The sequence below is a fragment of the Rahnella sp. ATs2 genome (genome assembly GCF_051851855.1).
In the GTDB taxonomy this organism is placed as follows: Bacteria; Pseudomonadota; Gammaproteobacteria; order Enterobacterales; family Enterobacteriaceae; genus Rahnella; species Rahnella variigena.
Map to the genome: position 1 here is coordinate 86650 of NZ_JBLYPL010000011.1, position 22278 is coordinate 108927.

At 52.6% G+C, this 22278-nt stretch carries 19 protein-coding genes; 11 read left to right on the plus strand and 8 right to left on the minus strand.

Annotated elements, in window-relative coordinates; all coding sequences use genetic code 11:
* Nucleotide 1: 1 nt before the first annotated feature.
* Nucleotides 2-865, plus strand: coding sequence for a 4-(cytidine 5'-diphospho)-2-C-methyl-D-erythritol kinase (gene ispE / locus ACJY2G_RS13865; RefSeq protein ID WP_430320201.1), 864 nt, complete (start codon nt 2-4; stop codon nt 863-865).
* 162 nt (nt 866-1027) lie between these two features.
* Nucleotides 1028-1975, plus strand: a complete 948-nt coding sequence (prs, locus tag ACJY2G_RS13870) for a ribose-phosphate diphosphokinase (protein ID WP_013575591.1) — start codon at nt 1028-1030, stop codon at nt 1973-1975.
* Between the two features lie 152 nt (nt 1976-2127).
* Here the strand turns inward: prs and ychH are convergent, their stop codons facing one another.
* Nucleotides 2128-2406, minus strand: a complete 279-nt coding sequence (gene ychH, locus ACJY2G_RS13875; protein ID WP_112288712.1) for a stress-induced protein YchH — start codon at nt 2404-2406, stop codon at nt 2128-2130.
* A gap of 293 nt (nt 2407-2699) precedes the next feature.
* Between ychH and pth the strand changes: the two genes are divergently transcribed.
* On the plus strand, nt 2700-3290 hold the full coding sequence (gene pth, locus ACJY2G_RS13880; protein ID WP_037034067.1) for an aminoacyl-tRNA hydrolase: 591 nt from the start codon (nt 2700-2702) through the stop codon (nt 3288-3290).
* Between the two features lie 86 nt (nt 3291-3376).
* Here pth and ACJY2G_RS13885 read toward each other — a convergent pair whose 3' ends face one another.
* The 5 genes from ACJY2G_RS13885 to ACJY2G_RS13905 form a co-directional block, all read right to left on the minus strand.
* On the minus strand, nt 3377-5281 hold the full coding sequence (locus ACJY2G_RS13885; RefSeq protein ID WP_439291837.1) for a cation-translocating P-type ATPase: 1905 nt from the start codon (nt 5279-5281) through the stop codon (nt 3377-3379).
* 12 nt (nt 5282-5293) lie between these two features.
* Nucleotides 5294-6337, minus strand: coding sequence for a protease modulator HflK (hflK, locus tag ACJY2G_RS13890; protein ID WP_120162518.1), 1044 nt, complete (start codon nt 6335-6337; stop codon nt 5294-5296).
* A complete protein-coding gene (gene hflC / locus ACJY2G_RS13895) occupies nt 6334-7377 on the minus strand; it encodes a protease modulator HflC (protein ID WP_430320199.1) in 1044 nt (347 codons plus the stop codon). The genes hflK and hflC overlap by 4 nt, the downstream gene beginning before the upstream one ends.
* Complete coding sequence (locus tag ACJY2G_RS13900; RefSeq protein WP_430320198.1) at nt 7374-9332, minus strand: SPFH domain-containing protein; 1959 nt, start codon at nt 9330-9332, stop codon at nt 7374-7376. Before ACJY2G_RS13900 ends, hflC begins: the two co-directional genes overlap by 4 nt.
* Nucleotides 9333-9589: 257 nt before the next feature.
* Nucleotides 9590-11071 carry a SulP family inorganic anion transporter gene (locus ACJY2G_RS13905; RefSeq protein WP_430320197.1) on the minus strand — a complete coding sequence of 494 codons (1482 nt, stop codon included), beginning with the start codon at nt 11069-11071 and terminating at the stop codon, nt 9590-9592.
* A gap of 217 nt (nt 11072-11288) precedes the next feature.
* On the opposite strand from ACJY2G_RS13905, the gene ychF reads away from it, so the two are divergent.
* The 3 genes from ychF to ACJY2G_RS13920 all read left to right on the plus strand — a co-directional run bounded on the left by ychF (nt 11289) and on the right by ACJY2G_RS13920 (nt 15307).
* Nucleotides 11289-12380 carry a redox-regulated ATPase YchF gene (gene ychF, locus ACJY2G_RS13910; protein ID WP_112288718.1) on the plus strand — a complete coding sequence of 364 codons (1092 nt, stop codon included), beginning with the start codon at nt 11289-11291 and terminating at the stop codon, nt 12378-12380.
* Nucleotides 12381-12551: 171 nt separating this feature from the next.
* Entirely contained in the window at nt 12552-12899 is a 348-nt protein-coding gene (yajD, locus tag ACJY2G_RS13915; protein ID WP_112288719.1) for an HNH nuclease YajD, read from the plus strand.
* A 206-nt stretch (nt 12900-13105) separates the two neighbouring features.
* On the plus strand, nt 13106-15307 hold the full coding sequence (locus tag ACJY2G_RS13920; protein ID WP_439291838.1) for a TonB-dependent receptor: 2202 nt from the start codon (nt 13106-13108) through the stop codon (nt 15305-15307).
* 63 nt (nt 15308-15370) lie between these two features.
* On the opposite strand, the gene ACJY2G_RS13925 is transcribed toward ACJY2G_RS13920, so the two are convergent.
* Nucleotides 15371-16975 (minus strand): glucan biosynthesis protein, encoded by a 1605-nt coding sequence (locus tag ACJY2G_RS13925; protein WP_439291839.1) that lies wholly within the window; start codon nt 16973-16975, stop codon nt 15371-15373.
* A gap of 212 nt (nt 16976-17187) precedes the next feature.
* Nucleotides 17188-18147, minus strand: a complete 960-nt coding sequence (locus ACJY2G_RS13930) for a quinone oxidoreductase family protein (protein WP_439291840.1) — start codon at nt 18145-18147, stop codon at nt 17188-17190.
* A 138-nt stretch (nt 18148-18285) separates the two neighbouring features.
* Between ACJY2G_RS13930 and ACJY2G_RS13935 the strand changes: the two genes are divergently transcribed.
* From ACJY2G_RS13935 to ACJY2G_RS13955, 5 genes are all read left to right on the plus strand, one after another.
* Complete coding sequence (locus ACJY2G_RS13935; protein ID WP_430320193.1) at nt 18286-19191, plus strand: LysR family transcriptional regulator; 906 nt, start codon at nt 18286-18288, stop codon at nt 19189-19191.
* 114 nt (nt 19192-19305) lie between these two features.
* On the plus strand, nt 19306-19944 hold the full coding sequence (locus ACJY2G_RS13940) for an NAD(P)H-dependent oxidoreductase (protein ID WP_120162510.1): 639 nt from the start codon (nt 19306-19308) through the stop codon (nt 19942-19944).
* A gap of 323 nt (nt 19945-20267) precedes the next feature.
* The gene (locus ACJY2G_RS13945) at nt 20268-20792 is read left to right on the plus strand and encodes a fimbrial protein (protein WP_439291841.1); all 525 of its coding nucleotides are present in this window, start codon (nt 20268-20270) and stop codon (nt 20790-20792) included.
* 72 nt (nt 20793-20864) lie between these two features.
* Nucleotides 20865-21392: a fimbrial protein gene (locus ACJY2G_RS13950; protein WP_120162508.1), complete on the plus strand. Its 528-nt coding sequence runs from the start codon at nt 20865-20867 to the stop codon at nt 21390-21392.
* A gap of 95 nt (nt 21393-21487) precedes the next feature.
* On the plus strand, nt 21488-22216 hold the full coding sequence (locus tag ACJY2G_RS13955) for a fimbrial biogenesis chaperone (RefSeq protein ID WP_430320191.1): 729 nt from the start codon (nt 21488-21490) through the stop codon (nt 22214-22216).
* Nucleotides 22217-22278: the final 62 nt, after the last annotated feature.

The window sequence follows — 22278 nt, forward strand, 5'->3', positions numbered from 1 at the left end:
GATGACGCAGCAATTGTGGCCTTCTCCGGCTAAACTCAATTTGTTCCTTTATATCACCGGGCAGCGCCCGAATGGCTACCATGATTTGCAGACGCTGTTTCAGTTTGTCGATTACGGTGACAGCCTGAGTTTTAACGTTCGTGACGACGGCGACATCGTCCTGACCACCCCGGTTGAGGGTGTGGCTGCCGAAGATAATCTGGTGGTGCGCGCCGCGCGTTTATTGCAGCAGCATACGGGCACGCCTCAGGGAGCAGACATTGCGCTGCAAAAACGTATTCCGATGGGCGGCGGTCTGGGCGGCGGTTCTTCTAACGCTGCGACCGTGCTGGTGGCGCTGAATACGATCTGGAATTGCGGGCTTTCCGATACTGAACTGGCGCAACTGGGTGTAACGCTGGGCGCAGATGTGCCGGTATTTGTGATGGGCCATGCCGCCTTCGCCGAAGGGATTGGCGAGATTTTACAGCCGGTCGAACCAGCGGAAAAATGGTATCTGATCGCACATCCGGGCGTCAGTATTCCAACGCCGGTGATTTTCGGCGATCCCGAGCTGACCAGAAATACACCAAAACGCCCTGTTAATGTGCTTTTGGACACGCCTTACGCAAATGATTGCGAACCGATTGCGAGAAAACGTTTTTACGAGGTTGAACAGCTACTTTCTTGGCTGTTAGAATACGCGCCGTCGCGACTGACCGGGACAGGTGCTTGTGTGTTTGCAGAATTCGACACTGAGTTTGCCGCCCGTCAGGTTTTGGACAAAATGCCATCGTGGAGTCGGGGTTTTGTCGCGCAAGGTGTTAATATCTCGCCGTTGCACCGTTTTCGCGAAGTCTGGTTGAGAACTGCGGGCAAAGCGTAGAGAGTCACAGCAGTTTTGTGTCTGTTCTTTGCCAGCCAATTATTCAACAGATTTAAGTAGTAAGATTTAGAAGTATCGTGAGCATAATGCTTTGGTACCGCTCACCGCCCGGTGGTACCAAAAGCCAATGTCTTCCCTGGACGCAAGCCTGAGGTTCTTCTCGTGCCTGATATGAAGCTTTTTGCTGGTAACGCCACCCCGGAACTAGCACAACGTATTGCCAACCGTTTATACACCAGCCTTGGTGACGCCGCCGTCAGTCGTTTCAGCGACGGTGAAGTAAGCGTGCAAATTAACGAAAATGTACGTGGCGGAGATATTTTCATTATCCAGTCCACCTGCGCGCCTACTAACGATAACCTGATGGAACTGGTCGTGATGGTTGATGCCTTACGCCGCGCCTCCGCTGGTCGTATCACAGCCGTTATTCCTTACTTCGGCTATGCACGTCAGGATCGCCGGGTGCGTTCTGCCCGTGTGCCCATCACGGCTAAAGTTGTTGCTGACTTCCTGTCCAGCGTCGGCGTGGACCGTGTTCTGACTGTAGACCTGCATGCAGAGCAGATTCAGGGCTTCTTCGATGTACCTGTAGATAACGTGTTCGGCAGCCCTATTCTGCTCGAAGACATGCTGCAACAAAACCTGGAAAACCCGATTGTGGTTTCTCCGGATATCGGTGGTGTTGTTCGTGCCCGTGCTGTGGCAAAACTGCTGAACGATACCGACATGGCTATCATTGATAAACGTCGTCCACGCGCAAACGTTTCTCAGGTGATGCACATTATCGGTGACGTAGCTGGCCGTGACTGCGTACTGGTCGATGATATGATCGACACCGGTGGTACGCTGTGTAAAGCCGCTGAAGCACTGAAAGAACGCGGTGCTAAACGCGTATTCGCTTACGCTACCCACCCGATTTTCTCCGGCAATGCAGTGGAAAACATCAAGAACTCCGTCATCGACGAAGTGATTGTGTGCGACACCATTCCACTGTCCGCAGAAATCCGCGCACTGAAAAAAGTGCGTACCCTGACCCTGTCAGGCATGCTGGCTGAGGCTATCCGCCGCATCAGCAACGAAGAATCCATTTCTGCGATGTTCGAGCATTAATCATTACGCCCCTGTTTCAGGGGCGTTTTGTTTTGCCTGAATGCGTTTTGCCATGAACAGAAATGCAAAAACCGTTATCGCGCGAGCGACAACGGTTTTTTATTGTTTATAAAACACTGTTTATAAAACTTTGTTAACTTTGTTTAAGAGACTCAGGAATGGCGATGCGATTTGCTGTTCGCGCAGCGGGAATCAAAGTGGCGAACCCACCAGTAACGGTCTGCGACGCGTTCATGCCCGCCGACTCTCGCTCCTGCCACCCATAAAATGGCGCCGACGAAAATACTGCCGATCGCGCCATGAGCCAGGAATTGCGGCAACCCGAGTTCAGGCATCTGGTTCAAAATCGAATAACCAACACCACCGACCATTGTGAGTAAACCGAGTCCCATCAGGCCATTGCCGATCATTCGTGCGGTTTTACGTTTCATAAGTCACCTCCAGTTGTCGATAGTCTTAGCATCATTGCTGTCTTGTCTTTTCCTGCCTTTAACTATAGACGTCCCATCCGGTTCACTTTGCGGCAGCGATCACAGAGAGAGAACATTGAACGACAAATCTTTACGTTTTCCAGATATATAGGTTTGAAAGGTTAATAGTCAGCACAATGAACTATTCAATATTTTGCGTAACTGGCACGAATTATTCTTTGTGATGTTTGGCACAGTGAAACGCGACAGGTAAACTAGCCCGCTAAACCTCACCGGATAAAGAAGCGAAAATCGTGAGCAGCATTAAATTGATCGTTGGACTGGCCAATCCCGGCGCAGAATACGCCCAGACCCGCCATAACGCAGGGGCCTGGTATGTTGATCTTCTCGCCCGTCAGCACAACCAGCAGCTGAAAGAAGAAAGTAAGTTTTTTGGTTACACCGCGCGTCTGTCGCTGGCCGGTCAGGACGTCCGTCTGCTGGTGCCGACCACCTTTATGAACCTCAGCGGCAAAGCGGTTCTGGCGATGGCGCAGTTCTACCGCATCGAGCCGGACGAGATTCTGGTCGCGCATGATGAGCTGGATATCCCTCCGGGCATGGCGAAAATCAAACTTGGCGGCGGTAACGGCGGTCACAACGGTCTGAAAGATATTCAGAGCAAATTCGGTAACAACCCGAATTTCTACCGTTTGCGTATCGGAATCGGCCATCCGGGCGATAAAAGCAAAGTAGTGGGATTTGTGCTGGGCAAGCCTCCAGCCAGTGAACAGAAGCTGATTGATGATGCAATTGATGAGTCATTGCGCTGCACTGAATTGCTGATGAAGGAAGGTCTGGAAAAAACCATGCGTCGTCTGCATACCTTTAAAGCCGAGCTTTAACGCGCATTTCCGGCAAGCAAGATGAAACGCGGGCGCAAATTTGCGCCCGTTTTCTTTATATGAACAGAACAACAAAATCCAGACGTTCAGAGCGGCTCGTCGAAACGCAGTAAACGTCCGGCATTACCCAGCACCAGCAACGTGCTCAGATTATGCAGCAATGCGGCGATCAGTACGCCCGCCACGCCGAGCAATCCCATTGCAGCAGCAGCCATCACCACCAGCGTCCAGCCCAGTCCGATGAATACGTTGATTTTCAGCGTCCGGCGGCACGCGCGGCTCAGGCGGACACACGTGCCGAGACGACGTAAATCGCTGCCTATCAGCACCACATCGGCAGAGGCCAGCGCGATATCACTGCCGCCTGCGCCCATCGCAATCCCCACCACGCCAGCCTTCAGCGCCAGAGAATCATTGATGCCGTCACCGACCACCATCGGGCGGTAGCCCTGGGCAATTTCAGCGGAGACCTGATGCAGTTTATCTTCAGGTAAAGCCTGAGCGACCACATCAATGATGCCCAGTTCACCGGCAATACGATGCGCCACACTGGCGCGGTCGCCGGTCAGTAAAAGCTGTCGTTGCAGCCCCAGCTGACGCAGTTCGGCTAACGCAGTCTGCGCTTCAGGCCGTAAAGAATCTGCCAGCAGCAACCAGCCAAGAAAACGCCCGTTCAGCGCCAGACCGACCAGCGGCCCGTCATGCTCAGGGACATCACTCACCGCGACGTTGTTCTGGCTGAAAAACGCCGGACGACCCAGCAATGCCTCGCCCTGCGCAGTTTGCGCCCGCACGCCCATGCCCTGCTGTTCTGAAAACTCTTCCAGTGGTAAATATTGTTCGCGGGGAAATAACTTCGCCAGCGCGCGGCTGACCGGATGGCTGCTGGCCGCGCCGAGACTGGCCGTCAGAACAAGCACTGCATCCGGGGATTCGTTTTCCTCCAGCACCGTTTGTTGCAGATGCAGTTCGCCGTGCGTCAGCGTGCCGGTTTTATCCACCACAATGGCGTTGAGATCGGCCAGTTCTTCCAGAAAAGCAGAGCTGCGGATCAGGATCCCGTGACGGGCCGCGACAGCAATACCGGCAATTGCGGTCGCGGGTGCGGAAAGCACCAGCGCACACGGACAGGCCGCCACCAGCACGGCCAGCATGGCGTGGACATCGCGCGTGATGAACCAGGTCGCCGCCGCGATCAGCAAAATCAGCACCAGATATTGCCCGGCATAACGCTCGAGCAGACGGGTGATCGGCGGTTTGGCATGTTCAGCTTTTTGCATCAGCGCAATCACTTTACCCAGCGTGGCATCCGCGCCGGTTCGCGTGACTTCAACAGACAGCAATCCGTCGAGATTAATGGCACCACCAAAAACATCGTCTCCTGCACGGGCTTCCTGTGGCACGGATTCGCCAGTGATAGGTGCGGTATCCAGACTGGCACTGCCGGAGATGACACGCCCGTCGGCGGGCAGCCGGTCGCCAGCGCGGACTTCAACCCGGTCGCCGGTTCGCAGCTGATGGTTGTCGATCTCTTCAATCTCACCATCGGGCAAAATCCGCCGTGCGCGGCTGCGGGTCAGACGGCTGAGCGCATCAATGGCTTCCTGCGAACCGATCACACTACGTTCTTCCAGAATATGACCAAAAATCATAATGCCCGGCAGCAATGCGGCGGTCATCAGGTCGCCGGTCGCCCACGCGCCGAGCATCGCCAGTGCAATCAGCTGATCGGTAACACCGTGCAAACTCGGGCTGCGCAAGCTGTAAATCGCCGAACGCAATACCGGCACCGCCACCAGCAAAGACGCTACGCCGAACAGAATCTGCCCGACATCGCTTTGCTGCGGGAACAGCCACTGCCAGATCCAGCCGCACAGGAGCAAACCGAACGCGGTCATCGCCAGAAGCAGCTGCGCCGACAGGCTCCGCTGTTCATGACGCGTCAGCAGCACGCTTTTCGCTGCCGGTTCTTCAGAAGTAAAAGAAGTCACAGGGCAAATACCTCAGGGTTGAGAGGATGGACGGTCTGGCCCCGGCAGGATCAGATGCGCGTCGTCATGGGGGTCAACCGCCGTCACGCTGCCGGCATGAGCCAGGATCGCAGGCATCCGCTCGCGCCATAAACGCCACAACAATTCAGGAGAATGATCGTTTGCCAGTTGCACAATCGTCGCGGTATCGGTGGAAGCCCGCGCAATCTGTTCACTGGCTTTGGCCTGTGAAACCTGTAAGGCGCGATCTGCCGACTGAACAGCGTCCTGATGCACACGAGCCGCCTCATTAGTGGCGCTGGCGATGTTTTGCTCCGCCTGCTGACTGGCAGTCAGAACGGCATTAAAAGCATCAACCGCCGCGGGCGGCAAAGAAGACTGCACATCAACACGCATGACTTCAATACCGGTGCTGCTGCCCGCCGCATTCAGCGCGGCGAGTTGCTGATTGATGCCCTGACGCAAATCACCGCGCAGCCGCTCGCGTCGTTCGGCGATATTGCTACTGTTACCCACCATTTCTGGTCGTGCGACCAGAATCGTGTCGAGGTCGCGTGAGGCACAAATCGCCACCGCCGCGTGTTCGGTTAAGCGATCCAGCGCCGGTAATACATGCCCGCCCTGTAACACAAACGCCACCGGATCCGTGATGACGTAATACACCTGCACATCCAGCTGGACCACGCCGGAATCACCGGTCAGCAAATATCCTGCACCGGCAACCGCGTCACTTTTCTCGCCGCCGGTATTGGTCCACGCGGGCACAATGTCTTTTCTCAGCAAGGCTGTAACATGGTGTTCGATCACCCTGTCGGCGGCGGGTAATATTTCCACCTGCTCCAGCGGTTCGGGCCACGCCAGCAGCAGACCGGCACCTGCCGTGCGTGATACGGCACCGAAGCGCATCACCACCGCGCGTTTGTCCGGCTCAATCTGGCGGACATTGGAGAACAGCCAGCTGGCGGCGGCAATCAGCGTTATGGCAAATAAGGCCAGATACGCCATCCTTCCCGCCTGAAACCAGGCATTGCCCTGAAAACGGGCCAGCGGATTCATGGATGTGGTTCGTTATTGGCGGCGGGTAAAACCGGCGGGCCTTCGACCAGCTGTCTGAACGGTGCGGCATCGGTACGCAATACAAGCTGTGTGCCGGACGTGATCACGCTGTTGAGCGTATCGAGCGAGCGCAGCAAATCGTACAACGGGGGATTACCGGCCCACGCTTTGGCGTAAATCACCGCACTTTGTACCTGCGCCTGCGCTTCAATATTGGCGGCGTTAACCGACGCATCGGCCTTAATCACGCGGGCATCGCGCTCGGCGGAAGACCGGATTTCGGCCGCCTGACGTTTGCCTTCAGCAGAGCGCTGGGTGGCGATGGTTTCGCGTTCAGCACGCATACGATCTACGGTTGCATCCAGTGTCACGGAAGGCAGCGTCAGGCGCTCAACGCCAACCTGCACCAGTTCGATGCCGTAGCTGTCGAGTAACTGGCGGGCAATCTGGTCATGCAGATGCTGTTCAAAACCGGAAAGACGAATTTTGCTGGCGTCGGTATTCACCAGATCAGCCAGCGCAAAACCGCTGGTGGTGGTTTCCAGCGCCGAGCCGATAAACGTGCGTATCTGCGCGGCAGCCATATCCGGCTGGTTTTGTACCGCACGTATAAAACGCTGCACATGCTGAGGATCGTTTTTCACCTGCCAGACGGTATACGCCTGCACGATGATCCGCAGGCCGTCGCGCGTGCCGACATCCTGCAAACCGCTCGACGTGGTACGAATGCGTAAATCTACCGGAATGGCAGTTTCCAGCGGCACCGGCAGATGCCATGCCAGCCCGGGATTCAGCAGCACCCGTACCGGATCACCAAATCGGGTGATCACCATCGCTTCGCCGGAACGCACCTGTACCAGACAGGCAGACGCGGCAATCAGCGCCACCAGCACGATGGCAACCGACGCGCGCCGCCAGAATTTCGGCGCAGCGGGTCCGGAATGCGCGTGATGATGATGGTGATGTCCGCCACCGTGATGATGCACGTGTTGGGCATCGTGGTCATGGTCGTGGGATTGAGTATGTTGGGGATCACTCACCGGGTAGTCTCCGCTTTAACAGAATGCGCCGCTTTATCCGCACCGGGCGTAAATGGCAGGGTGAAATTTCTCAGATCCAGAACCGGCGGCGTTTCGCCACCAATACGGCTGTCGACAATCAAAACTTTTGGATGTTGTTGCATCGCCAGCGTCAGCTGGCTGAAATAACGCTCATTCAGGAACGACTGCCCGCCAGCCTGATACGCCTGATTTTCCGCGTTAAACCGCAAGGTCATCACCTGCGCCTGATCGAGATTTTCATGACTTTGTGCCGTGGCAGCATCCAGCGCCAGACGGGAAAATTGCTGCGCGGCATTCAGCTGCTGCGCGGCCTGTCCTTTCTCACCGGCAATCGCGCTTTGTGCCAGGATCTGCGCGGCCTGTACGCCATGATAAGCATCCGCTGCCCCTGCTGGCGGATGGATGGATTCAATCACCGTCGCCAGCAGTTCCACACCGCTGTGGAGATTATCCAGCTGGCGTTGCACTTTCTGGCCGATATCGGCGGCAAGGCGGGTCTGTTCGCTGCCCAGCAGATTGTCGAGCGTTCGGGAGGAGAAATCATGCACCAGCACCTGATTGGCGATACTGCGGATCAGCACCGGCATATTTTCGGTGTGATACAAACTCGCCATTGCTGCGTCATCGTTCATGCCGATGCGGTACACAAACCGCACGTCCATATCCATGATTTGAAAGCTCTGCCGGTCATTGCCCGCGCTGGCGATAATTTGTGATTTGTCGCTGCTGTGGCTGGAATCCCATAACCGGTTGGCGCTTTCCGGCGCGGGGCCTTCGGCGGTATCGGCAACCTCAACCGGCGATGCCGTCGCCGGTTCTTCCGCGCCGGTGGTAAGTTCATGCACTTCGCCGTTGTCGACCCTTTGCGTATGCCCGAAAGGCCACGGCAGACCGAGATGCAAACCAGGTTGCCTGACCGCGACCGGTTTCCCGAAAGATTCATAAATCCCACGCTGCGTCAGCGGGACTTCACTGACACCGGTCAGCAGCCAGCCCGTCAGCAGTAAGAATGCGGCCAGCGGCAACAGCGCGCGGCGGATAAAATGGAATGCCCAGATCTGGCGCAGATCGATGCCGAAATGCTGATGCAATTCGTTCTGCACAAACTGCAGCGGACGCGGCGGCCAGCAAATTTGTGCTGCCAGCAGGCTGCCCGCGATAAACTCCGGCTCTTTGTCCTCACGCGGTGGCGAAAACAGCGCCATCAGCGCGCGCAGGAAAAGTTCCAGCGCCACCAGCGCCGGCAAAATTCCCGTGAGCATCAGCAAATGCGCGGGCCAGACCGCCGTGCCACGGGCAAACATCACGCCGGCGGCACTCAGTAGCAAAACGCCAATCAGCATGCGCAGCAGTGGTGCCAGTCTTGCGGCTTCCGGCCATTCCTGCGGATTTTTTAACGTCCAGTGACGTTCAAGCACCAGCACCGCAAATGCGCAAAGAATGAAGAATGATCCGGCAAAATATCCCGCATCCCCTGCTTCGTTAGCGGGTAAAGGCAGTTGCCACAAAAGAAAGATGAGCAGTAATGCGGCTAATGCTGGAAGTGCCTGAAAGAACACGTGCGCATCGACATAACGCAACAGCGGGCGCACGCGGGCTGAAGCAGTGAGACGATGGAGAAAAGCGGAAGGTTTTTCCGGCAAAACGGGTTCAGCCGGAGATGCAAACTGATGCCCGCGCCAGCGGGTAATGCGTCGCGCACATTGCAGGGAGGCGGCGCAAACCCACAGGGCAGCCATAATATTGCCGGTCACCCAAGGCCAGACTGAGTCAGGGGAAACCATATACAGCATCAGCAATATCAGATACAGCACGCTGCTGATCACCATAATGCCGTTGATAAGCCCGGTCAGCCAGCGTATGTGGGAGGCGGCCACCTGAAAACGCAGAGGTTTACCGGCGTCATCAGCCCCGGATGCCTTGTTTGTGCTCATGTCTGCTCCGGCAGAGAAAAAATAACCCGCGACGCGGGCACGGAGCCAGCAATTACGCAGTCAGATGAGCGTAACCGTATAACATTACAGAATTTTCAGCGATATGAATTTGGCCGTTTTTTTGCCACGAATTGTAAGCATTTATCAGCAAGGCGGGACGTCCGGCAGATTGGTTTTCTGCCAGCCGTTTTTATAAGTAAAGTCAAAGGAAAGTCACATAAGAGGTGCGCCATTTTCATGGCGACACCATGAGGATTTCAGAGAGTATCTTCCGCGACATAATATTGCGGATCGTCGAGTTCATGCGAGCAGAATGGTCCGGCTTTCTTAAGCAGACTTATGCAGTCATGACTCAGATGGCGCAGGCGGATGCTTTTACCGGCTTCAAGATAACGCGTCGTCAGCTTATCAATCGCCTCCACCCCGCTCGAATCCATCACCCGCGTACCGGCAAAATCCAGCACCACGTTTTGCGGATCGTTTTCAGGATTAAACAGCTCAGCAAAGGTTGCGGCAGAGCCAAAGAACAGCGGCCCGTCCAGTTTATATACCGCTAGGTCGCCTTTGGTTTTGTGCTCACGAATACGGATACGCGCCTGCTGCCAGGCGAAAACCAGCGCCGAGATAATCACACCGCTGATCACCGCCACAGCCAGATCGGTGAAAATGGTAATGACGGTAACAATCAGCATCACCAGCACATCGGCTTTCGGCATACGGCGCAAGCGGCGCAACGAACTCCACTCAAAGGTGTTGTAGCAGACAACCAGCATAATCCCGGCCAGCGCGGCAACCGGCAGCAGACCGATATATCCGGAGAGACTGACCACGAACAAGATCAGCAAAATAGCGCCCACCGTACCGGAAATGCGTCCGCGACCGCCGGACGTGAAGTTAATGATCGACTGCCCGATCATTGCACAACCGGCGAAACAGCCAAACAATCCGCAAATCGTATTTCCAGCACCCTGCGCAATACTTTCGCGGTTACCGTTACCTTTCTTATTGCCCATTTCATCGAGCACAGTCATGGTCAGCAGCGATTCAATCAAACCGACCAGCGCGATGACGACCGCATAAGGCAACACGACTTTCAGCATTTCAGCATTGAACGGAGCGACCGGCAGGCTGAAATGCGGCAACGCGCCGGAAATATCCGCGAGATCTCCCACACGTAAAGTATGCAGATTAAAGCCAATCGCGACGGCGGAGACCACAATCAGCGCAGCCAGCGAAGACGGAATGATTTTGGTCAGTTTAGGGAACAGCACCACCACCAGAATCGCCAGCAGAACCAGCCCGTACATCAGCGGTCCCTGCCCGGCAATCATGTGTAACTGCGCCAGCATAATGACAATCGCCAGCCCGTTCACAAAGCCGTGAACCGCGGGCAACGGCACCAGACGGATAAATTTACCGAGGCGGAAAACGCCAATCAGGATCTGAATGATCCCGGCAAAAATCGTCGCCCACAGGACGTATCCCATGCCGTGCTGTGCCGCCAGACTCATCAGCACCACCACAATAGAACCTGCCGCGCCGGAAACCATGCCCGGTTTGCCGCCGAACAGCGCGGTCACCAGCCCGATAATAAACGCCGTGTGCAGACCGACAATCGGCGACAATCCAGCCACCAGCGAGAACCCCACCGCTTCCGGGATCATCGACACCGCCACCACAAATCCGGCCAGCGTTTCATTCTTCACTTCTGACAACTTCAAACCACGCAGGCTAAACATAAGACATCCGGTATATTTCCAGCTCAGTTAAAAAATTGTGACAAGTATCTAAAAATGACGGAACTGAGGCAAGGTTTAATCCGCAGCCTGCACCACGTGGGATCACAAGCGGATCGAGATAAATGTCGTTTACGTGTATAATGCGGAGAATTATGGACATTACATCGTGCGGTTAGAGTTAATCGCTTGATAACTAAGCTATTAAGGTGAGAAAAACATGGGATTCAAATGCGGTATCGTGGGCCTGCCGAACGTCGGTAAATCTACTCTGTTCAATGCGCTGACCAAAGCGGGTATCGAAGCAGCAAACTTCCCGTTCTGCACCATCGAACCGAATACCGGTGTGGTGCCAATGCCTGATCCGCGTCTCGACAAGCTGGCCGAGATTGTAAAACCGCAGCGCATTCTGCCAACTACCATGGAATTCGTGGATATCGCAGGTCTGGTAAAAGGCGCATCTAAAGGTGAAGGCCTGGGTAACCAGTTTCTGACCAACATCCGTGAAACCGAAGCGATCGGCCACGTTGTACGTTGTTTCGAAAACGACAACATCATCCACGTTAACAACAAAGTGGATCCGGCTGACGACATCGATGTCATCAACACCGAACTGGCGTTATCTGACCTCGATACCTGTGAGCGCGCCATTCACCGTGTGCAGAAACGCGCTAAAGGTGGCGATAAAGATGCCAAAGCAGAACTGGCTGCGCTGGAAAAATGCCTGCCACAGCTTGAAAACGCCGGTATGCTGCGTGCGCTGGACCTGACCGAAGAAGACAAAGCGGCCATCCGTTACCTGAGCTTCCTGACGCTGAAACCAACCATGTACATCGCGAACGTCAACGAAGACGGTTTCGAAAACAACCCTTACCTCGACGTGGTGCGTAAAATCGCAGACGCCGAAGGCTCTGTGGTTGTGGCCGTCTGTGCAGCGGTTGAGTCTGATATTGCTGAGCTGGAAGATGCTGACCGCGAAGAGTTCATGGCTGAACTGGGCATTGAAGAGCCGGGCCTGAACCGCGTGATCCGCGCCGGTTACGAACTGCTGAACCTGCAAACTTACTTCACCGCTGGTGTGAAAGAAGTCCGCGCATGGACCATCCCAGTGGGTGCCACCGCGCCACAAGCTGCCGGTAAAATCCACACCGACTTCGAGAAAGGCTTCATCCGCGCACAAACCATCGCGTTCGAAGACTTCATCACCTACAAAGGTGAGCAAGGCGCGAAAGAAGCCGGCAAAATGCGTTCTGAAGGTAAAGACTACATCGTTAAAGATGGCGACGTGATGAACTTCCTGTTCAACGTCTAAACCGCACTTCAGTTTCTGCATTAACTTAAAACCCACGCATTGTCGTGGGTTTTTCTTTTTATGATCAGGCTGCTGGCGCCCGACTCCCTCTTTCATTTCGCCTCTCCCTCATTACGCGATATATTAGAGGCATTCTCATAAAATTTTCTCTTCGTAACAGGTAACATCTCAATGGCACTGATCCCAAAAAACTACCAGCGGCTGGAAAGCGGCTATCGTGAGAAAGCGCTCAAAATCTATCCGTGGGTGTGCGGACGCTGTTCGCGGGAGTTTGTGTATTCAAACCTGCGTGAACTGACGGTTCACCATATCGATCACGACCATACCAATAACCCGGCAGATGGCAGTAACTGGGAGTTATTGTGTCTGTATTGCCATGACCATGAGCACTCGAAATACACCGAAGCCGACCAGTACGGTTCAACGGTTGTAGCCGGTGAGGATGCACAAGATGATGTCGGCGCTGCCACCTATAATCCGTTTGCTGATTTACAGGCGATGCTGAATAAGAAGAAATAGATTCAATTACGCTCCTTCGGCAAAACTAAAAACCTCGGCATTAACCAAAATCCACGCGATGCCGTGGATTTTTTTATGATGTACGGGGCGATTCCAGCCAAAAAAGTTAGTCCCCTAAGATTTTCCTTGCATCCCAAATTGTCGTAAGCATAATCGCAAATCCAAATAATAATGATTCTCAGTCCTTTTTATATCAGGGTGACATTATGCGCGATTCAGTTACATTCACAGGGTTCAAACCGAGCCTGCTGGCACTCTTTGTCAGCGTCACCTGTATACCGGCGATGGCGGCGACTGCTCCGGCGACCTCTTCGACAGCAGCGTCAGGCGATACCATGACCATCGTCAGCGCGCCAGATAATGAATTCAAACCAGGCGGAAATGATCTGGTTCCGGCGTATCTCGATGGACAGGTGGCGCACGGCGGCCGTCTCGGTATGCTCGGCGAACAAAACGCCATGGATGTGCCGTTCAACGTGATGAGCTTCACCTCAAAACTGGTGCAGGATCAGCAGGCAAAAACCATCGCTGATGTAGTGCGTAATGATGCCACCGTCCAGAACGTGCAGGGATACGGCAACTTTGCTGAAACCTACCGCATCCGTGGTTTTGAACTCGATGGCGATGACATGACCTATGGCGGACTGCCGGGCGTCGTTCCCCGTCAGGTGATGGATGCCTCGTTAATCGACCGTGTGGAAATTTTTAAAGGTGCCAACGGATTGATGAACGGCGCGGCAGCGACCGGCGTCGGCGGCATGATCAACCTCGAACCGAAACATGCGGATGACACGCCACTGACCCGCGTCGGTGTTGATTACACGTCGTCCTCACAGGTTGGCGGCACGCTGGATCTGGGGCGTCGTTTTGGTGATGATAATCAGTTTGGTGTCCGTCTCAATGCGGTTAACCGTGAAGGTGAAACCGATATTGATGGTGAGAAAAAACGTACCACGGCAGCGTCACTCGGGCTCGATTATCGCGGCGATCGTCTTCGCACTTCTCTGGACATGGGCTATCAGAAGAAGACCTTCCACGACGCCCGTCTTGGCGTGAATATCAGCGGAGTGGATTTCATTCCGAAAGTGCCGTCCAACAGCCACAACTACAGTCAGGACTGGATTTACAGCAACATTGAATCTGAGTTCGGGATGGCCAAAGCGGAATACGATGTCACCGATAACTGGACCGTCTATGGCGGCGTTGGCGCACAGCATTCGCATGAAACTGGCGACTACGCGTCCCCTGCCCTGAAAGATGAAGACGGAACGGCGACGATTGGCCGTCTGGACACTAACCGCATCATCAACAACTTCAGCGGTATGGCGGGCATTCGCGGCAATTTCGAAACTGCATTTATCACTCACAAAGTGAACTTCGGTTATTCCGCACTGACGTCACGCAATAACACCGCCTGGCGTATGGCTTACGGTGCCAATGCAGAAAACACCAATATTTATGACACCCCGAATGTCCCGAACCCGACACCTAATCTGTCAGGCGGCAATTACAACGATCCGCTGACGACCGGACGTAACCGCACTCAGGGCTATTTACTCAGCGATACGTTGGGTGTGCTCGATGACACCGTGTTGTTCACCGTCGGTGCCCGTCATCAGGAAGTAGTCGTGCGTAACTACAGCAATAAGACCGGCGCAGAAGATGTTTCATCGCGTTACGACGACAGTCGCTGGATGCCGACGTACGGCGTGGTTTATAAACCGTGGCAGGTACTTTCCCTCTACGCCAACCATACCGAGTCTTTGCAGCCGGGCGATGTCGCACCGGATACCGCGAAAAACTACGGTACAACCACCGGGATTGCGCATTCAAAACAGAATGAAGTGGGCGTAAAAACAGATTTTGGTCGCATCGGAGGTTCACTGGCGTTATTTGAAATCAAAAAACCTTCCGGCATCCTGAACAGTGATGGCTATTACGGCATGGACGGTGAACAACGTAACCGTGGCGTCGAGCTGAACGTATTTGGCGAACCGGTGCTCGGCCTGCGCCTGAACGGCAGCGCGACCTGGATTGATCCGAAGATGACCAAAACTGAAGATGACACATACAACGGCAAAGATGCGATTGGTGTGCCGCGATACAATCTGGTGCTGGGTGCAGAATATGACATCAAACCGGTGGAAGGTCTGACGGCAACCGCGCTAATTAATCATTCCGGCTCCCAATGGGCTGATTCTGCTAACACGAAGAAAATTGACTCGTACACCGTTCTGGATCTCGGCGTGCGTTACCGGACTAAAATCAACCAGAACGATATGGTCTGGCGTGCTGGGGTGGATAACGTGACCAACGAAAAATACTGGTCAAATATCGACAGTACCGGCACCTATATCTATCAGGGTGATCCGCGTTCTCTGAAAGTCTCCATGACTTACGACTTCTGATCCTGAGCGTAATGAACAACGGGGATGCAATTTGCATCCCCGTTTTTTATGCAGGTTTAGCCTTCATACTCCCTGTAACGGTTTCGGTGACGAGGTAAACGGCAGATACTGGTACATCCAGGTTTCTGACAGCGTTTTGTCGCCAGATTTGAGGTAGAGCCGGAGCTCAACCGGTTCTTTGCCGTCGACGTGCAAATCAAAAAACGTCCGCCAGTGGCCTTTACCTGAAGGGAGTTTGTTCACCTTAATATCTTTCAGCGTACCGCGTGATGCGCTGACCACCGCATCAATATGTACATCTGCGGGCAGTTGCTCCAGTACGTCGCCGTGGAATTCAACCATAAATTTGCGTGCCGCAGGATCGGTATAAGCGCCGGGATTGCCCCCTCTTCCCAGCCGGGTTATCCCACAGCGCGCCAGTGTTGAGGGATAAGGCTCATCGGCCAGCCAGTGCATACGATAACTAAACTGATGTTCACTGCCGGCTTTGGCTTCCTGCTCAGGTACCCACATCGCAACAATGTTATCGAAAATCTCGTCGTCAGTAGGGATTTCTATCAGCTGTACTGAGCCTTTGCCCCAGTCACCTTTCGGTTCAACCCACAAATCCGGGCGCCGCTCATATCCCGCTGAGCCAAGATAGCTTTCAGGATCGCGTTGTTTCTGCATGAGGCCAAAACCCCGCGGATTATTGTCACTAAATGCTGAGACTCTGATTTGCAAGGGATTGTTCAGTGGCCGCCAGATATGTTCGTCACTGCCGGTCAGGACCGCTAAACCGTCGGAATCATGGACTTCAGGTCGCCAGTCGGAAGCGGATCCTTTCGCCATTTCGGAAAACCAAAACATCGAGGTTTGCGGGGCGATACCCAAACGCCCCACGTCACGGCGTAAAAACAGGACGCAGTCGACATCCATCACCACGCCCTGGGTGCGCTGCAGGTCAAAACGGTAGGCACCACAGACACTCGGCCCATCCAGCAGTGCATAAACCACCAGACGATCGCTGTCTTTCTCCGGAGATTCGAACCAGAACTGCGTGAAGTCGGGGAACTCTTCTTTGGTGTCGCCAAAAACGGTGTTAATTGCCACGCCGCGTGCAGACACCCCAAACTGGCCGAGTTCGCCCACAGCACGGAAATAGGATGCCCCCAGAAATGATACCCAGTCTTTCACTGGCGGCTTGTTAAGGGGTTGCCGATGTTCCAGCACGCGAAAGCCACTGAAAACGTTACCTTTCACAGCGGACAGCGCACCCTGACTATTATCCGGGAAGATAAAATAATCCGCATTCTGGATGATCTCACGGGCGCGTTTGTTTTCAACCACCGCCATTTTTACCGGCAATTTATGCAAATTGCTGACGCTAAAGAAGGTCACCGGAAAACGACTGACGCCCTCATTGAAAAGCGCATATTCCGGCTTATACATGACCTTGCTGTAGATGTCGTAATTGATGCTGGCCACTGCACTGTCGGGCACCTGTTGGGGCGCAACATAAGGACTTTTGACGCTTTCTTTTGCCTGTTGGATGAGCCCTTCGAAGCTAAAAGGTGTATCAGTTCCCAGTTTTAAACCTTGTGCTGCAAAGACGGCTGGCGTGAAACCCAGCGCGGAGAGCACCATTGAAAATGAAGTATAGGTAATCAAGTCACGCCGCGTAACCATAAACAGCACCCACTTATGTTTGAGAATAATTGTTCTTTTAAGTAAGTCTTATCAGAAAGTAAGAAGCTATTTACCAGACAAGTTGTGCTTCAATTCTAGAACACTTTTTCAGAAAAAATAGGCGCTCGAGCACAGACAAAAAATCCACGCAATGCATGGATTTTTCTTATCATGAGACAACTGGTGTTAACAATACTCTCCGCAGCAGTCTTTTATGGCTTAAGAATAATTTTGCCACTGAAACTGCGGGTTTCGAGCAAACGGTGAGCCTTTGCACCGGAAGATAATGCGAACTCAGTGACCGGCGGCAATATCACCTTTCCGTCTTTTATCAGGGCGAAAAGACGGTCTGCGCGACGCTGGCGCTCTTCACCGGATACCAGATAAGTCCAGAGATCGGCACCCAATATACCGTGCGAATTTAGCTGAAGACGTGAGGGATCAAATGCAGAAAGCGCGCCGCCTGACATACCGAACAACACCACCCGCCCGCCGTCTTTGAGCGAATCAAGACTTTCTGTCAGCGTTGTACCGACAGAATCAAACACCACGTCAAGGCCCGCGCCCTGCCATTCCCGCACCTTTGCAGGCCAGGTATTGTAACCGGCCGCGGCTTCTGCGCCGAGTTCAACACAGGCAGACTGCTTGTCCTGATTCGACGCAACAGCAAACGCATGTATGCCCTGATGTTTCAACATCTGCAACAACAAGCGGCCAACGCCCCCCGCCGCCGCCAGTACCGCGACGTGCATTCCTGCACGCAGAGGTAATACATCGTGCAGCAAATAATCGGCAGTCAGCCCCTGTAATAACACGGCTGCGGCATCGGATTCTGACAACCATTCCGGCAGGCGGATAGCGTGTTCAACGGGGACACGGATATGACTGGCATGTGCCAGAGGGACATCAGCGAAACCGACGCGGTCTCCGGCTTTCCAGCCTTTCACGTTTTCTCCGACGGCAATCACCTGCCCGGCACCTTCATAACCGGCGATATACGGTGAATTGCCTGCCAGCGGATAACGTCCCTGACGGCGATAAATATCGGCGAAATTCAGTCCGGCAGCGGTCACCTCCACCAGCAGTTCATCGGCGGCCGGCACCGGATCTGGCGCTTCATGCATGTGTAATACCTCTGCCGTACCTGTACTTTCAAAAACCAGTGCCTGCATTGCCGTTCCTTAAAATAGAATTTTACGGGTATGGCGGCGATTATCGGCATGTGGATAGCGCAGATAAAGTGACGTCTGCTTTATTAATTCGATAATAAAAATTTATAATGTGATTCTTTATTCTCACCGGACGAAACAATGGATTACTTAAAGTGCATTGAATCCTTTATCAGCGCGACAGAGTCCGGCAGTTTTACCGCAGCCGCCGATAAGCTGGGCATTACACCAGCGATGGTGGGCAAACATATTCAGATGCTGGAAAAGCGTACAGGTTGCGTGCTGATCAACCGCACGACACGGCGTCAGGGACTGACAGAAGCCGGGCATCGTTTTTATTTGTACGGCGTGCAGATCCTCGCGACTGTGGAAGATGCGGATTCACTGGCGCGGCATCTCAACGAAGAAGTCACCGGTCTGTTGCGTATCAGCGCACCGGTTTCGTTCGGACAGCGGATCCTGACGCCGATCTTGTCGACCTTTTTACAGCGCTATCCCGCCGTGAATGCCTGTCTGGTGCTGAGCGACCGGCGGGTGGATATGATTGAGGAACGCTTCCAGGTAGCCATCCGGATTGGCAGCTTGCAGGATGAAGGCTATATCGCCGTGCCGCTTCCTGCGTATGAAATGCTGCTGGCGGCATCGCCTGCATATCTGGATAAACACGGCACGCCCGTGACTCCGGCTGATTTGTCCGCTCATAACTGCATCAGTTTCAGCCAATGGCGTGCTGATCATCTCTGGCCACTTAACGGACCGCAGGGGCTGGTCGATGCACAGGTTTCCCCGAGACTCACCGTCGATTCTGGTGAAGCTATCCGTCAGGCGGCATTATCGGGGCTTGGGATCGTCATGCATTCGTGCGTGGTGTTACAGGAAGACATCGATGCCGGAAGGCTGTGTCGCGTGTTGCCTGATTACGCGCCGGTATCCAGACCAATGCACCTGCTCAGGCTGCCTAACCGCCCTGCACCACTGGTGTCCGCTTTTTCTGAGCACTTCATGGAAGAACTGGCGAAGCTCACGAATACGCCTAAACCCTATTGAATATGAACGCGATTTATCAGCCCTTATAAGTACTGCGCAGGGCTCAAATCCATAAAACTGCGGTGCGGGTTCATGCGAATATTCACGCCTTACACACCTCAAAGGAAATGAAATATGACGACCTTGAATGAACGCCTGGAGTGGCGCTATGCCACCAAGAAATTTGATGCCAGCAAAACGGTAGAAACTGAAAAACTGGAACGCATTCTCGAAGCCGTTCGTCTGGCACCGACATCCAGCGGACTGCAACCCTTCGAACTGTTTGTAGTTACCAATCCGGATATCCGCGCCAAAATCCGTACTGTGTCCTGGGATCAGGCGCAGGTCACTGACTGTTCTCACCTGCTGGTATTCGCTGCATGGGACGACATCACGCCGGAACGCGTCAACATGATGTTTGACCTGACCAATGATATCCGTGGTTTTAAAAACGAAGGCTGGGAAAACTACCGCCAGATGCTGCTGGGCATCGTGGCAGAACGCGGTACCGAGGCAAATTATCAGGCCGCTGCACGTCAGGCCTATATCGGTCTGGGCGCCGCGCTGATTGCTGCCGCCTTTGAAGAAGTCGATGCCACCCCGATGGAAGGCTTTGATCCTGCCGCCGTGGATGAAATTCTCGGTCTGAAAGAGAAAAACTTACGCAGCGTAGTAATGCTGCCGTTGGGCTACCGTGCTCACGAAGGCGACTGGCTTGTGAACCTGAAAAAAGTTCGCCGCAGCCGGGAGAACTTCGTGACTGAGATTAAATAATACACTGTTCTGTCCCATCTTTTGCAGCACCGCCTTATTATTAAATGGCATTGCGGAAGATGGGTTTCACCTCTCTTCATCTAATTAATAAGCTTAATATTCACGCCCCTTCCCTGTTGTCTCATTACAACTTTTCCTTAGTTTTATTTAATTCTTTTTTAAAATCCGAATTTGGACAATTAGAAAATTGCTATAGCTATAACATCAATCTGTCTTTATAGTTAGCAAGCTCTATATAATATGTATTTATTATATTTAGGTAGGTAAACATTCCTTATACGGATAGATACGTCGGGCATTACTCGTAAATTAAAGGATTAAATATGAACAAAAAATTACTTCCTGTATCCATTGCAGCTTTAATGATGATTGGCGGTATGAATACTGCCTCTGCTGCTTCTATACTTTTCACCGGTACAATAGGGGCGAGTAGTTGCGTCCTTGATGTGAATAACAGTGGTTCTACAGTAGGCGATGTCGATATGGGCAGCATTTCGGTTAGTGCGCTGACCGCTAATAGTGTCGCAACTTCAGCTGCCGTTCCATTCACTATAAGCCTTAAGAATTGTACCGGTGGTTCAAATTATTCAATTGAATTTGCTGGCACCAGCTCATCTTTCAATGACAATTACTACCTTGCTCCGGAGTCAATGGGTTCCGGTGTATTCTATGAAATCAAAGACAGCGAAGGTCGGAACGTCAAATCTAAAGAGTTAATTGCAGCTAATATCTCTAAAGATGAACAGTCTGCTAACATGCATTTCACTGTAAACTTATTGGCAGTAAACGAATTGGTTAATCAAGGTAGTTTCGTTATGGCTAATGGTATAAATGTTCATTATGAATGATGTTTGATGCACACTTTCCCACTACGCATAAATAATTAACGTTAATAAACATCACCAATATACGGATATATTATGAACAAAAAAATTATCGCACTTCCTTTGAGTATCTTACTTACTCTGGGTTTAATGGAAACCGCCTCGGCAACCGGTACCGTTAATTTTAAAGGAAATTTAGCAGGCAGTATCTGTACAATTGATGTCAATAATACGGGTACAGACAATAGCATTATCGAACTGGGTAATATCGATGCTAATGCTCTCAAAGCCGTGGGTGCAACATCTCCGGCCGTCAACTTCAAAGTCAATATGACAGGTTGCCCGTCAGGTTATTCCAGCTTTCAGTTCCAGTTTTCTGGTGATGAATATGGTTCAACCGGCGACTTTGCTGTATCGCATGGACAGGATGACGGTGTCGTTATTGAGCTGAAAGATAGCCATGGCACCCAGATATCACCTAACACACCGATCCAGGTGGCTGCACCGGCCAGTAGTGATACAAGAATAGAACTGCCTTTCACTGCAAATATTCGCTCTACCAAAGGTGATGCCGCAGTGGGTCAGTTTGTTATGGCTACCAATATTTCTGTTTTGTACGAATAACAGATAGCCGTAAACAATAGTCCTTTATGAGACAACCTGAAAAGGGTGTCTCATAAAATAAGGCTCACTATTTTTTTCAATTTGTGGATCTCTTTATGTCATTTGTTAAAAAGGCCCTGTTGCCTCTCATTTTATTAACCCAATCATCATTCGTTTTCGCGGGTATACAAATCGGTGCGACACGTGTTATTTATGAGGAACAGAGACAGGATTCCGTCATAAAGATATCAAACCCAGACAAAACCAACAATTATCTGATCCAATCTTGGGTTGAATCATTATCAGACGCCCCATCTGCAACAGATGCCATAAAGAAAAAATCAAAATCGAAAGTTAAATCTCCTTTTATCGTTACTCCTCCCCTCTTCAGCCTTTCTGCAGGCGAAGAAAATGTGTTGCGTATTATTCATAATGGTGCCGCTCTGCCCGCTGATCACGAGTCCGTCTTTTGGCTGAATATTAAGTCCATACCTGAGACGGAAAAGAAAGACTCGAACACGATGGTTTTTTCAGTCAAGTCAACGTTGAAACTTATTTATCGTCCTGAAGCGCTCTCCGGGGATAAAGCCACCCGCGCTTATCAAAAAATCACGTTTAAAAAGCAGGGAAACCAACTCGTTGCCACGAATCCAACTCCCTATTATCTGACATTTTCCTCAGTCAAAGTTGATGGCAAAGAACTGGTGATTAAAAACAAAGCAATGCTCGCGCCTGTTTCATCAATGACTTATGAATTAGGAAATTCGTCAAGCACAGCGACGGTTTCATGGACAACGCTGGGCGATCAAGGCCAGACAACACCGGCAGAAACATCGAAGCTCTGATTTTTCAGTTAATTTTTTATGCCGTCCGCATTTACTGATGAGGACGGCATTTTGTTTTTTGT